The organism is Brucella sp. GW823-FHT04E01, from assembly GCF_058796175.1.
Window position 1 is genome coordinate 631325 of record NZ_JBXAIK010000004.1, and the last position, 13719, is coordinate 645043.

A 13719-nucleotide genomic window follows, 5' to 3' on the forward strand; every position below is an offset into this window, starting at 1 on the left:
AATCGGACGCCAGCGAAATAACACCTTTGGATTCAATGTGTTTTCGTGGGGCAATTTTTAGGTGATCTTGATATGTTCTTCCTAAAAATAAATTTAAAAATATTCCTTGACTCAAACCCCCTTCCGAGTCCCTAAACCCGCCTGTGGATAACGGTGGATAATAATCCGCAACCATTTGAAAATACTACTTAAATAGCCTCATGCGAGATTAACCGCCCTCTGAAATATTCCAGCTAGGCATTGAAAAATCTCTACAATTCAGGGTGGTATGAAAGAATGCCAGTGTTCTGAGAAACGCTCAAAAAAGAAAACCCGGCTAACAATGAGCCGGGTTTCGAAAACAATCCATAAAAATGGATGAATGCTTAGGCGTTCAGAGCCTTAACGCGCTGAGCAAGGCGAGACACCTTACGCGAAGCGGTATTCTTGTGCATCACGCCCTTGGAAGCAGCGCGCATCAGTTCAGGCTCAGCAGCCTTGAATGCGACTTCTGCAGCCTGCTTGTCGCCGCTCAGCAGAGCGTCTTCCAGCTTGCGCACGAAGGTACGAACGCGCGAACGGCGGGACTTGTTGATTTCGGTGCGGGCAGCGATCTTGCGCACTGCCTTCTTGGCCGAAGGAGTATTGGCCATAAATGCCTCTCTTTTTTCTGTCAGCTAGCCAGGGGCAAAAACCGCCGGGCACAAAACCTCTAGGGCAGCCGAGAAAATCCCTTGAAGATCCCTGGGGGCCGCCGATCCGTGGCGGGCTTATAGATCAGCTTTGGCGCGGCGTCAACGTGGATTCTGCCCCAAAGCTCGATCAAAAAGCCGCAAACCCGGCCTGAAAGCCCGCCGAAAGCGACCGGAAGGCTCCCATGATGCTCTTGTCAGGGCCGTCACTCGACCACCAGCCAATCAATTAGAGCGGTTCCAGCTAAAACCGAGTCATTGAAACTGCTCTATCTATTTGTCTTTTCAAGCATGTCTTTATCCCGAAACCGGTTCCCACTTTAGGGAGACAAGCTTTAGCGATTCTTGAACGACGGCGTACGCTTGTCGATGAAGGCTGCCATGCCTTCCTTCTGGTCTTCCGTCGCAAACAGCGAATGGAACTGGCGCCGCTCAAAGCGGAGTCCTTCGCTCAGCGTCATTTCGTAGGTACGATTGACCGCTTCCTTGACCATCAGCACAGACGGACGTGAGAAGGATGCAATGCGTTCTGCTGCCTTCAGCGCTTCGTCAAGAAGCTCTTCCGGCGCAACGACGCGCGAGACAAGACCGCTGCGTTCTGCTTCCGCCGCGTCCATCATGCGCCCGGTGAGGCACATATCCATCGCCTTGGACTTGCCGACATAGCGCGTGAGACGCTGCGAGCCGCCCATGCCGGGCATGACGCCGAGCGTGATTTCCGGCTGGCCGAATTTTGCATTGCTGCCCGCGATGATGAAATCGCACATCATGGCGAGTTCGCAGCCGCCGCCCAGCGCATAGCCCGAAACCGCCGCGATGATCGGCTTGCGGACCCGATCCACTTTCTGCCAGTCAGCGAACATGTCCTGAAGATAGGCATCCACGAAATCGATCGGCTGCATTTCCTTGATGTCGGCACCGGCAGCGAAGGCCTTTTCGGAACCGGTGAGAACGATCGCGCCGATCTTGCCGTCCGTATCGAAAGCGCCGAGAGCTTCGGTCAATTCGTCGAGAACCTTGCGGTTCAGGGCATTGAGCGCCTGCGGGCGGTTGAGGCGGATGAGGCCGACGCCGCCACGTGTCTCGACAATGATCGTTTCATAGGCCATGGATTGAACTCCTCCTTCGGACAGATCAAGCGTTTCCTGTTTTTCCTGAATCACGGGAAATGCTCTATCTTTTCGGTTTGAACCGCGCATCTTGTCCGAAAACCGTTTCACACCTTTCGGGATACGCTCTCGCTGGTTGGCGGGCAAAGTGGACCGGCGTCACTTCTTTTTCAAGGCCTCATTGCTGGCAGGAGGCACAGAAAAAAGTCGAACGTCCCGACTGAACCGCCCGTTCCACAATGCCGTTGCAGGCAGGGTTTTTGCACGGCTCGCCCTCGCGCCCATAGACGGAGAAGGAGTGTTGGAAATAGCCAAGCGCGCCATCTGCCTGAATATAGTCCTTGAGGGTTGAACCGCCTGCGGCAATGGCTTCCGCGATAACTGTGCGGATATCGGCAGCCAATTGCTCCATGATTGCGGGATTCTGCGCAACAGACCCGGCTGTCTGCATGGGCGACAGTTGGCTGCGCCAGAGCGCCTCGCAAACATAGATATTACCAAGACCAGCTATCAGCCGCTGATCGAGCAGCGCCGCCTTGAGCGGCGTCCGACGCCCCTTGAAGAGTTCGGCCAGAATGGTGCCCGAGAGCAGATTGCCTGTCGGCTCTATGCCGAGGCTTGCCAGCAGCGGGTGGCTATCGAGCGTGCCTTCTTCCGCAAAAAGCATGAAGCCGAAGCGACGCGGATCGTTGTAGACGATACGGGCCGGAGCGCCATCGGCTCGCAGAAGATGAAACACGACATGGTCATGCGCACTCAGTTTGGAGCGCTCATGATGGAATTCGCCGGGCGTGCCGCCGTCATCATCGGTCTCGATGCGAAACGAACCCGACATGCCAAGATGGCTGATGACGGATAGGCCGTCATCGAGATGGATCGTCAGATATTTCGCGCGACGTCCAAGCGCCAAAATGCGCCGACCGGAAAGCCGTTCGACAAAGCGGTCGGGAAAGGGAAAGCGCAAGTCCGGGCGTCGTTGTTCGACTTGGCTGACGGTCGCACCCTCCATGACGGGCTGCAGACCACGGCGAACCGTTTCGACTTCTGGCAATTCGGGCATAGAAAACTGATCCTGAACAAGAGCCATGCATTGGCTTTGCCCTTATATGTTCAGTTTTGTCCGCAATGCCAAGATGTTCAGCAATTGGTACAGGGAAGCGTGTTCGTATAGCGGGGCGCCAGATAATAGGTTTCGCTCATCGGAATGCTCGTGGAAATCCATGCATTGAGCGGCCTGTAGTCGAGTTCGACGTCGACTTTGATGAAATACGATCCTTCATCCAGAAGGCTTGACGGAATATCGCCGACATCCCCCTTCTTGGCGGCAAAATCCGCAATGTTGGCATAGGACCAATCGACCTCCGGTGTCAGGTTGCTGGCCCTCGCCGTTCCGTCAATCCTGATTGCGGTGATCCTTATCTTCGGGGTGCTCCGACCATAGGGCAGCAGTGACGCGCGACTGATGTTGAACATATCGTTCAGATCATTCTTCGTGACCGACAATTGGCGGGCAACCAGATCAGCGAGGCTGCTCGCCGAGCGCGACACTTTCTTGTTCGTGTCGACCCCGTCAGCCAAATCAACCGAGCCAAGATAAATCAGAAGCAGGGCGGGCGCGATCAGTGCGAATTCAACCGCACCCAATCCGCGTTTATCATTCAGGAATTTTCGAAGACAATTACGCATGGCAATCGATCGCTCCAGAATGCATTCCGAAAAGTGCGAGGCGATTTTCGGAACGCACATCAGTTGTTTTAGTTCGGGAAGGGTTCGTTCTGCCAGGTGAGGGTCGCAAAGAGCGGCATGGTGCCCCCTGCTGCATGTGGATTTTCGATCAGATAAAGGATGTTTGTCAGCACGGGCCAAGCATAAACCACGTTGAGCTGATTGATCGTCGAGGTTCCACTGGTCCCGATAATACCTGTCCGCGTGAGCTTGCCCTCACCATCGAGAATCTGGTCAATCGGAACCTTGTCGAAGCCTTCGTAGGTTCCCAGATTGAGCGAAAGATTGGGGCAGCCTTGCGCGACCATAAACTGCATCTGCTGACAGAGTTCGGTGCGCAGGGTTCCTTCGCTGATTTGAGCCCCTCTGATCTGCCCCGTCTGCAATCGGCGTGCAACAGTCTCTGTCGCATTGGATATGACCTGACGCGCCACAAAACTCATACCGATTTCGATCGTCGCAAAGATGATGATCAGGAACGGACCGATAAGCAACGCGAACTCCACCGCCGCCACACCATGTTGTGCACGGGCAAAACGGCGTAAGTTCGCGCTCGCCCCTGCAAGGCCACGCGCCAAAATCCGGAAAGTCATAACCCCACCCAACTTCACATGAATTCGATTGGGAGTATCGTTACAACAGGACAACCTGAAAGAGTGTTAACGGAACAGGGACTCACGATTGAATAGCGTTACTTGTCGTCGAAGCCGTTCTTCGTTGAGGCTTTTTCGCAGTAAGGCGTACAGGAAAGCGTTTGTACTTCGGCCTGCCGGTAAATTCGCGTCGTGCCGCGTGCATTGCGGGAAACCACCAGCTCACGGTCGAGGATCGGTTCGCCCTGCTTGTCCATGACGACAATATTGGTGACGCCAAAATCCTTGCCAGTCAGAACAATAGTCTGTGCATCCTGAACGACGGCATCGGCAATCGACGGATTTCCGATCACGACACTGTCGGCTGGCCGCGCGAGCCGCAAGATGCGCGCCTGGCTTGTCTCAAGGGCAATGTAGTCTTCTGCAGACGCCGGTATGGCCGCAAAGACCGTCATGAAAGCAATGCCCATGGCAGACACCATGCCGAAGCCACCCAAAGCAAACAATCGACGCGTCACGCGACATTCCCCCGCAGATATAGTGGGCTCAGCGAATGGAACCCCATCAATATAATGAGCAAAGAATGAAGGGGATTGGTGAAGGAAGAATTAAGTCGCTACCCTTCCGTGCAGACCGCGTTCACAATTCGCCAAAGATTAACCAATCGTGCGATTGCAGTGATCCGGAAAGCGTCGAAACACTTCATTAACCCTGATTGTTAAGAGGGCCACAATTCCTCTCTCTTATGCTTCAGCTTATCCGAAATTAGAGCGCGTTCCCAAAAACCAGCGCAATCGGAACAGCGAGGAGCATGTGATGCCGACATTGATGACGCGCTTCATGAAGAACAGGGCCGGTTCGACAGCAATCGAATATGCGCTGATCGGCACACTCGTTTCCATAATGATCATCAGCGGCGTCGCGCTCGTGGCTGGCAATGTCGGCGAAAAATTCAATGACACGGCCATACAGTTCGAACAGGCGACGAACCGCTAATCATCAAAGCGCAACTCCGTGCAAACGGTGACCAAATGATGGGATGACAGGCGACGCGGGGGCATCGGCAATGACAGCAGCAGCCATGACGGCAATCTTTGCTTTGGCAATGGTGACGGCCATGATCACCGACTTGACCTCGATGACCATCCGCAACCGCGTTTCCATCGGACTGACCCTGGGCTTTGTCCTGCTCGCACCGTTCTGTGGAATTTCCCTCGCAGACTATGGCTGGCATCTGGCTGTCGGCGGTATCGTACTCATCATCACCTTTTCGCTCTTTTGCCTGCGCGCCATGGGTGGTGGTGACGCCAAGCTCATTGCGGCGACGGCCTTGTGGTTCGGTCCCAATGCCAGCCTCATGGATTATATTGTGATGGTTTCGATCCTGGGCGGCGTGCTGACACTCACGATCATCCTCTACAGGATGATCCCCCGTCCGCTTCTGGCGGATCGCTATGCCTTCTTGGGAACGCTCGCCCGCAAGGATGTGGGCATTCCCTACGGCATTGCACTTGGCGCTGCCGGTCTCTGGACATTTCCACTGTCGCCAGTCGGGGAAACGATGAAAACCTATATGGCAGGGGCATTTTAAGCGCATTTATGCGCAACGTTCGCGTGTACTCCCAATCTTTCTTTATTCGAATAAGATTATATTAACCATAATTACACGATTCCCAGTGCAATTTTGGAACACGTCATCAAGACGTGGGGATTTGCGCGGGGCACATCATGAAATCAGCTCGACTGCTCATTTTAGGAGTGGCCGTTCTTGCGGCAGGTGGCGCTGGCTATATCGCCATGAACCTCGCCGCACCGCCGCCTGCTCCCGTTGTCGTCGCGCCTGAAACGCCGCAGATGAAGCTGGAAGACGTGCTGGTTGCCACCGAAAATCTCGGTGTCGGCGCAGAGCTGACATCGCAGATGCGCTGGCAGCCCTGGCCCGCCGAAGCTGTCAGCGACGGCTATATCACCCGCGCAAGCGAACCCGACGCCATCAATCAGTTGAGTGGCGCAACCGTGCGCCTGCAGTTCTTCACGGGCGAACCGATCCGCAAGACCAAGCTCATCGGTCCGGGACAGAGTTTCATGTCGTCGATCCTGCCACCCGGCATGCGCGCCGTCGCGACACAGATCAATGCCGAAAGCTCGGCAGGCGGCTTCATTCTTCCCAATGACTTCGTCGATGTCATCATGACCCGCCGCAAGCCGGACAATGGCGATAAATCGCTGACGCCATTCACCACAGAAACCGTGTTGCAGAATGTGCGTGTTCTGGCCATCGATCAGGCCATTCAGGAAGACGAGCAGGGCCGCAAGGTCATGGTCGGCCAGACCGCGACGCTCGAAGTCACGCCGGAACAGGCCGAAATCATCACCGTCGCCCAGCAGATGGCAGACCGCCTGACGCTGGCACTTCGCTCGACACAGGATGTCGAGGACAAGGATATCAAGCAGGCCGACTATCTGGTTTCCTCGCCGACCCGCAGCGGAACGGTCAAGGTCATCAAGTCCGGCAGCGTTACAGAAATAGGACCGCGCTCATGAGAAAGACAAAACGCGTGCGCCCATATTCCGCAAAAGTCGCAATTTTTACCAGCGCGCTTGCCGCCTTCTCACTGCCGCTCACCGATATGTCCGCCATGGCGGCGGCCGGCATCGTCAAGGTGGGCAGCCAGCAGCGTTCGCAGACGATCAAGCTTGGCCTCAACAAGTCGGTCGTGCTCGATCTTCCGCAGGATGCTTATGACGTTCTCGTCTCCAACCCCACAATCGCCGATGCGGTGACGCGTACGTCGCGACGCATCTATCTTTTCGGCAAGCAGGTCGGACAGACCAATATTTTCGTTTTCGGTCCCAATGGCGAACAGGTCGCATCGATCGATGTCGAAATCGAGCGCGATGTGAGCGGGATTTCATCCCAGCTGAAGCGCCTCATTCCCGGTTCCGATATTCGCGTCGAACTGATCAACGACAATGTGGTGCTGACCGGAACGGTGCAGACCCCACAGGATTCGGCACAGGCCGCAAAGCTTGCAGGCCTTTTCGTTTCCGGTGGCGAAGCAACAACCGGTCAGTTCACCACGACTGCGTCCGCGCCAACGGATGGCGGCGGCGTTGCTATCAACAATCCCGACCGGAACCGCCGCGCGAGCGCCATCGTCAATATGCTGACTATCGTCGGCGAGGATCAGGTGACATTGAAGGTCACCGTCGCGGAAGTCAGCCGCTCCGTCATGAAGCAGCTTGGCGTCAATATGGCAGGCAGCGGTGTTTCGAACGGCATTTCCTATGGGGGAATTTCCGAGAGTATTGCCGGAGCCATTGGCAACAACCTTTCCGATACCGGATTCGGCCTCGCGACAAGCAATTTTTCCGCCTATCTGCGGGCAATGGAATCGGCAGGCGTGATGAAGACGCTCGCCGAGCCGACCCTGACCGCAATCTCCGGGGAAAAAGCGGCCTTCAATGTCGGCGGCGAATATAATGTCATCAACAGCGTCAAATATGACGATGACGGAAAGCGCACCAACGAACTGGCTAAGATCAACTATGGCATTGGTCTCGAATTCATGCCGACCGTGCTGGGGCCGGGACGCATCAGCCTGAAAATCAGAACCTCTGTCTCTGAGCCGACGACAGAAGGCGCAGGCACCACCAACAAGATGGATGGCGTTGGCGCAAGTGTTCTATCGCTGCGCAAGCGTGTCGCCGATACAACGGTCGAACTTCCGTCCGGCGGTTCCATGATGATCGGTGGGTTGATCCGCGATGAAGTGCGCCAGTCGGTTTCCGGCTTTCCAGGCCTTACCAAGATTCCGGTCCTCGGCGCGCTGTTCCGCAGCAAGGATTTCATCCGCAACGAATCCGAACTGGTGGTGATCGTCACACCTTATCTGGCACGCCCCGTTGCCCGCCAGCAGCTTGCGCGACCCGACGACAATCTCAATCCGGCCAGCGATGGCGCGGGATACATCCTTGGCAAGGTCAATCGGGTTTACGGCACGATGGAAACCAAACTGCCGCCCGGTCGCTACAACGGCGTCGTCGGTTATATCTACAAGTGAGCGGGGACAGATCATGACATATTCAGTCAGAGGCTTTTGCAGGATTTCCGCCCGACCAGCGCTTGTCGCCCTGTCGCTGGCTCTTCTCGCGGGTTGTGCGAACCGCCAGCATGTCACCGTTGGCGCCTTGCCGGACGATTATCGTACCAATCATCCGATCACGATTGCGGAACGGGAGCAGGTTACCGATATTCCGGTTGCACAAGCCGACCAGAAGCTGAGCCCGATGCAGCGTGGCATCGTTCAGGGCGCTATTGCCAATTACCGGCGTGGTGGCTCAGGCATGCTCTATGTGCTGGTGCCTTCTGGCACCTCCAATCAGGCGGCAGCCTATCGGTTAAGCACTGAGGTGTCGGCTATGCTCCGGCGCGGTGGCATCAAGGCAAACAACATCGCCATCGAAAACTATCCCGTTGAAAACCCGGAAGCGGCAGCGCCCATCAGGATCAGCTATTATGCGATGACGGCGGGCACGACGCCGTGCGGTCGCTGGCCGGACGATCTCGCCAGCACGCCTGAAAACAAGCATTACGCCAATTTTGGCTGTGCCTCGCAGAACAATCTTGCCGCTCAGATCGCCAATCCGGCCGATCTTCTGGGACCACGCGTCATGTCGCCAATCGATTCGGACCGCACGACCGAACGTCTCAACGGCGATCAGGGCTACGTGAAAATGTCGCCGGCACAGACGGACAACTGGCAAGAACCCCGCAGCAAGCAAGCCGAGTATTAAGAGGGCGCCATGAGCAACTTCGCTTTCGAACCAGCGGAAGAAGAACAAGGCCCCGAGACGGGCCGCGCGCCGATCATGCTCGAAAATGTGCGCCCCATTCCACGCATTTCGATCCAGGCCTTCTGCGTGAACGAAAGCGTCGCCATTCCAATCGAGCGCGCCGGCGGCGACCGGCGCATGGCCAAAACCCATCTGAAAGTCATGATGGGTGGCATTGCAGCGGCTACCGAGTTTTATCAGACCGCCTCCACGCCGAATCTGATCATTGTCGAATCGGCGTCCGAACCCAATGTGCTGCTAGAAGAACTGCAGCAATTGTCAGAGGTATGCGATTCCGGTTCAAAAGTTATGGTGATTGGTCATTCCAACGAGGTCTGGCTTTATCGCGAATTGCTGCGGCGCGGCGTTTCAGAATATATCGTGGCACCTGTCTCGCTCGCAGACATTCTGGCCATCGTTTCCTCGATTTTTCTCGATCCCGGTGCAGAACCGCTGGGTCGTTCCATCGCCTTTATCGGTGCGAAAGGTGGCGTTGGTGCTTCGACAATCGCCCACAATGTCGCCTGGTCGATCTCCGACCTGTTTCGGCACGATGTCGTGCTGGCAGACATGGACCTGCCCTTTGGCACAGCAAACATCAATTTCGATCAGGACCCGACGCTCGGCATCGCCGATGCCGTTTTCTCGCCGGAGCGGATCGATGAGGTCTATCTCGACCGGTTGCTGGTTCAATATGACGATCACCTTTCAATCCTCGCTGCACCTTCGAGCCTGGAGCGGACATTCGATTTCGGCGAAGACGCCTTTGCCGAAATGATCGATGTTGCCCAACGCAATTCTCCGCTGATTGTGCTGGATGTGGCACATGGCTGGAGCGGATGGACGCGGACCACATTGATGCGCGCCGATGAGGTCGTGATCGTTGCAACACCCGATCTCGCCAATCTGCGCAACACAAAGAACCTTCTCGACACACTGGCGCAACTGCGACCGAACGATGTGAAACCGCATCTCGTCCTCAACCAGATGGGCATTCCCAAACGGCCGGAAATTGCGCTTGCAGATTTTGCCGAGCCGCTCGGCATCGACCCTGTCGCGACTATAGACTTCGATCCGCAGCTTTTCGGCAATGCAGCCAACAACGGCCGGATGATCGCAGAAACCAATCCGGAAAGTCCGATTGCCGAAGCCATCAGCCATATTGCGCATGTCGTGACTGGCAGGGCCGATGTGCAGCCGCGCAAGAAGAGCAGCATTTCGAGCCTTCTCGGCAAATTTGCACGCAAGACCAAGTAACGGCAGGAAATCATGTTCGGCAGAAGAGGCAACGATACGGGAAACAAGCCGGAAAGCGGAACGCGACCGGCTATGCCGAAACCTGCCAGTTCCGCTGCGATGCCTGCTCCGACCCAGCCTGTCGTGCAACCGTCCCGCATGCAGGCAGCCGTACCAAGTACTCCGGCGAAATCCCATACCCAGACGGGTACGCAAGGGCGCGAGAAGACCGAAAGCTATTACGACACCAAATCGCAGGTCTTCTCGGCACTCATCGACACGATCGACCTGTCGCAGCTTTCCCGCATGGCGCCGGATGCCGCGCGTGAGGAAATCCGCGACATCGTCAACGACATCATCGCCATCAAGAACTTCGTCATGTCGATTGCCGAGCAGGAGGAACTGCTCGATGATATCTGCAACGATGTTCTGGGCTACGGCCCGCTTGAGCCGCTTCTTTCTCGCGACGACATCGCCGATATCATGGTCAACGGTTCGCGCCGCACCTATATCGAAGTGGACGGTCTGCTGCAGGAAACCGGCATTCGTTTCCGCGATAACCAGCAGCTTCTGAACATCTGCCAGCGTATCGTGAGCCAGGTCGGACGCCGGGTCGACGAATCGAGCCCGATCTGCGATGCGCGCCTGCCCGACGGCTCGCGCGTCAACGTCATCGCGCCACCGCTGTCGCTCGACGGCCCCACCCTGACCATCCGCAAGTTCCGCAAGGACAAGCTGACACTCGACCAGCTGGTGCGATTCGGCGCCATATCGAATGCCGGGGCGGAACTGCTGCAGATCATCAGCCGGGTGCGCTGCAATGTCATTATTTCCGGCGGCACCGGTTCGGGCAAAACCACGCTTCTGAACTGTCTGACACGCTATATCGACACGCATGAACGCATCATCACCTGCGAGGATTCGGCTGAACTGCAATTGCAGCAGCCGCACGTAGTGCGTCTGGAAACCCGCCCGCCCAATCTGGAAGGCGAAGGCGAAGTCACCATGCGCGATCTGGTTAAGAACTGTCTGCGTATGCGTCCCGAACGCATTATTGTCGGTGAAGTGCGCGGATCCGAAGTGTTCGATCTTTTGCAGGCCATGAACACCGGCCACGACGGTTCGATGGGCACGATCCATGCCAACAGTCCGCGTGAATGCCTCAACCGTATGGAAGCCATGATCGCCATGGGCGGCTATGTGCTGCCACAAAAGACCGTGCGCGAGATCATCGTCGGTTCTGTCGATATCATCATTCAGGCCGCACGTCTGCGCGACGGCACACGCCGCATTACCCACATCACCGAAGTGGTGGGGCTGGAAGGCGACGTCATCACCACTCAGGATCTCGTTCTCTACGATATCAAGGGAGAAGATGCCTCTGGCCGTATTCTTGGCAACCATAGTTCGACCGGCATCGGGCGACCTGCCTTCTGGGAACGCGCCCGCTATTATAATGAGGATAACCGCCTTGCTTCTGTGCTCGACAGCATGGAAAGGGCAAACACATGACAGGATCCGGTGCCAGCATTGTGATGTTCATCGTGCTCGCCGTTGTCGCCTGCGCGGCTCTGTTCTATGCGCTCTTTTATGAAAAGCTCGGCAAGAAGGACCACGCAGCACGGCGCTTTGAAACCGTGCGCAACAGCGGTTCAGAACGGGCGATAACGCGTAGCGAACGCGACAGAAACGCCGACATCCAAAAGCGCCGCAAGCAGTTGCAGGATAATATCAAGGATCTGGAAGCGCGGCAGAAGCAGCGCGAGAAGAACCAGAAATATCCGCCCCTGCGCATTCTTCTGGCGCAGGCGGGGCTGAGCCTCACTTTGCAGAAATTCTACATCTATTCCGGCGTGGCGGCGTTTCTCGCAACATTCATCGCACTGATTTTCGGCGCGCCGCTGCTTTTCCTGCCAGGTATCGCAATTGCCGGTTTTTTCGGTTTGCCGCGCTGGTTCGTGCTGCAGAAGCGCAAACGTCGGCTGAAGAAATTCCTTGAAGAATTTCCCAACGCGCTTGATGTCATTGTGCGCGCAACCCGGGCAGGACTGCCGCTTAATGACGGTCTGAGACTTATTGCGAGTGAGGCAGTTGAACCGGTCAAGAGCGAGTTCAAGAAGGTGGTCGAGGCACAGCAGATCGGCCTTTCAATCCCTGAAGCGGTCGGCAAGATGCCCGATTCCATGCCCTGCCCGGAAACCAACTTCTTCGCCATCGTCATCCAGATACAGGCACAGGCAGGCGGCAATCTCTCGGAAGCGCTCAATAATCTTTCAAAGGTTCTGCGCGACCGGAAGAAGATGAAGGCCAAAGTCGATGCGCTTTCCATGGAAGCCAAGGCTTCGGCTGCGATCATCGGCGCGCTGCCTTTCATCGTTATGGTTCTCGTCTATCTGACGAGCCCGCAATATATGACGCTGCTTTTCACGTCGTCCACCGGCCATATGCTCCTGGGCATTGCAGCCGTTTTGATGCTGACCGGCATCTTCATCATGAAGAATATGATCAATTTCGATATGTGAGGCACCGGACATGTTTTCTCTCCTCACACAAAAATTGACCGACCCGCAGTTTCTCATCGGCGCTTTGATCACGGTTGCGGTTTTTGCAACTGTAGTAACGATCCTCATGCCGGTTCTGAGCGGCAGCGCACTCAAATCACGCATGAAATCGGTCGCCACCGAGCGCGAAGCCATTCGCTCACGGGAGCGTGCCCGTCTTGCAGCAGAAAGCGACCGCCGCAACAGCCTGCGGCATCAGCAGAAACAGGGCATCCGCGAATTCGTCGAAAGGCTTGATCTCAAGCGCGCGCTTGCCGACGAAAAGACGATCGCTTCGCTCAGACAAGCAGGCTTCCGGGGACAAAACCCTCTCAACATCTTTCTGTTTCTGCGCTTTGTGCTGCCTTTCGGCGCCATGTTGATTGCCGCCATCTACATTTTCATGCTCGGTGTGCTTGCCGATCAAACCTTCTTCGTTCGTTTGCTCGTCTGCATTTTCGCGGGCTATGCCGGTTTCTATGCGCCGAACCTCTACGTCTCCAACAGGGCAACCAAGCGCAAGCAATCCATCCGTCGCGCATGGCCGGACGCGCTCGACCTGATGCTCATCTGCGTCGAATCGGGCATGTCCACGGAAGCTGCCTTTCGCCGGGTGGCCGATGAAATCGGTATTCAATCCGTCGAGCTTGCCGAAGAACTGATGCTGACCAATGCCGAGCTTTCCTTCCTGCCGGAGCGCCGTCAGGCCTATGAAAACCTCGCCAATCGCACGGGGCTGGATCCGGTGAAGTCCGTAACGCAGGCACTGATTCAAGCCGAGCGTTACGGCACCCCGGTGGCGCAGGCGCTTCGCACGCTTTCTCAGGAAAGCCGCGATTTACGTCTGCTGGACGCTGAAAAGAAGGCTGCGGCCCTGCCGCCAAAGCTGACCGTGCCGATGATCGTTTTCTTCCTGCCGGTACTCTTTATCGTCATCCTCGGCCCGGCCTTCATCCAGATTTCGGCGCAGGGCGGATTGTTTGGCGGCAACTGACAACCGTTCATTCAG

General features: G+C 56.3%; 15 protein-coding genes. 9 read left to right on the top strand and 6 right to left on the bottom strand.

Translation table 11 applies throughout. The features are described 5' to 3' along the window. Positions 1-365: 365 nt before the first annotated feature. The 6 genes from rpsT to AC1RHM_RS18110 all read right to left on the bottom strand — a co-directional run bounded on the left by rpsT (position 366) and on the right by AC1RHM_RS18110 (position 4616). Positions 366-632, bottom strand: coding sequence for a 30S ribosomal protein S20 (rpsT, locus tag AC1RHM_RS18085; protein WP_010657809.1), 267 nt, complete (start codon positions 630-632; stop codon positions 366-368). Positions 633-1006: 374 nt separating this feature from the next. Next, complete coding sequence (locus AC1RHM_RS18090) at positions 1007-1780, bottom strand: enoyl-CoA hydratase (RefSeq protein ID WP_010657808.1); 774 nt, start codon at positions 1778-1780, stop codon at positions 1007-1009. Positions 1781-1958: 178 nt separating this feature from the next. Beyond that, on the bottom strand, positions 1959-2840 hold the full coding sequence (mutM, locus tag AC1RHM_RS18095) for a bifunctional DNA-formamidopyrimidine glycosylase/DNA-(apurinic or apyrimidinic site) lyase (RefSeq protein WP_010657807.1): 882 nt from the start codon (positions 2838-2840) through the stop codon (positions 1959-1961). A 77-nt stretch (positions 2841-2917) separates the two neighbouring features. Next, entirely contained in the window at positions 2918-3466 is a 549-nt protein-coding gene (locus tag AC1RHM_RS18100; RefSeq protein WP_029375826.1) for a TadE/TadG family type IV pilus assembly protein, read from the bottom strand. Between the two features lie 68 nt (positions 3467-3534). After that, on the bottom strand, positions 3535-4098 hold the full coding sequence (locus AC1RHM_RS18105; protein WP_010657805.1) for a TadE/TadG family type IV pilus assembly protein: 564 nt from the start codon (positions 4096-4098) through the stop codon (positions 3535-3537). A 98-nt stretch (positions 4099-4196) separates the two neighbouring features. Next, the gene (locus AC1RHM_RS18110; protein ID WP_029375825.1) at positions 4197-4616 is read right to left on the bottom strand and encodes a pilus assembly protein N-terminal domain-containing protein; all 420 of its coding nucleotides are present in this window, start codon (positions 4614-4616) and stop codon (positions 4197-4199) included. Between the two features lie 298 nt (positions 4617-4914). Between AC1RHM_RS18110 and AC1RHM_RS18115 the strand changes: the two genes are divergently transcribed. The 9 genes from AC1RHM_RS18115 (at position 4915) to AC1RHM_RS18155 (ending at position 13704) form a co-directional block, all read left to right on the top strand. Then, on the top strand, positions 4915-5094 hold the full coding sequence (locus AC1RHM_RS18115) for a Flp family type IVb pilin (protein ID WP_010657803.1): 180 nt from the start codon (positions 4915-4917) through the stop codon (positions 5092-5094). Positions 5095-5164: 70 nt separating this feature from the next. Then, positions 5165-5689 carry an A24 family peptidase gene (locus tag AC1RHM_RS18120; RefSeq protein ID WP_012090972.1) on the top strand — a complete coding sequence of 175 codons (525 nt, stop codon included), beginning with the start codon at positions 5165-5167 and terminating at the stop codon, positions 5687-5689. 137 nt (positions 5690-5826) lie between these two features. Further along, positions 5827-6642, top strand: coding sequence for a Flp pilus assembly protein CpaB (cpaB, locus tag AC1RHM_RS18125; RefSeq protein WP_010657801.1), 816 nt, complete (start codon positions 5827-5829; stop codon positions 6640-6642). Continuing rightward, on the top strand, positions 6639-8162 hold the full coding sequence (locus AC1RHM_RS18130) for a type II and III secretion system protein family protein (protein ID WP_010657800.1): 1524 nt from the start codon (positions 6639-6641) through the stop codon (positions 8160-8162). The genes cpaB and AC1RHM_RS18130 overlap by 4 nt, the downstream gene beginning before the upstream one ends. Positions 8163-8175: 13 nt before the next feature. Continuing rightward, complete coding sequence (locus AC1RHM_RS18135) at positions 8176-8895, top strand: CpaD family pilus assembly protein (protein WP_010657799.1); 720 nt, start codon at positions 8176-8178, stop codon at positions 8893-8895. 9 nt (positions 8896-8904) lie between these two features. Next, entirely contained in the window at positions 8905-10191 is a 1287-nt protein-coding gene (locus AC1RHM_RS18140) for a CpaE/TadZ family protein (RefSeq protein ID WP_010657798.1), read from the top strand. A 12-nt stretch (positions 10192-10203) separates the two neighbouring features. Beyond that, positions 10204-11682 carry a TadA family conjugal transfer-associated ATPase gene (locus AC1RHM_RS18145; RefSeq protein ID WP_010657797.1) on the top strand — a complete coding sequence of 493 codons (1479 nt, stop codon included), beginning with the start codon at positions 10204-10206 and terminating at the stop codon, positions 11680-11682. Next, positions 11679-12692, top strand: coding sequence for a type II secretion system F family protein (locus AC1RHM_RS18150; RefSeq protein WP_010657796.1), 1014 nt, complete (start codon positions 11679-11681; stop codon positions 12690-12692). Before AC1RHM_RS18145 ends, AC1RHM_RS18150 begins: the two co-directional genes overlap by 4 nt. 10 nt (positions 12693-12702) lie before the next feature. Then, positions 12703-13704, top strand: a complete 1002-nt coding sequence (locus AC1RHM_RS18155) for a type II secretion system F family protein (RefSeq protein ID WP_010657795.1) — start codon at positions 12703-12705, stop codon at positions 13702-13704. The last annotated feature ends 15 nt before the right edge of the window (positions 13705-13719 follow it).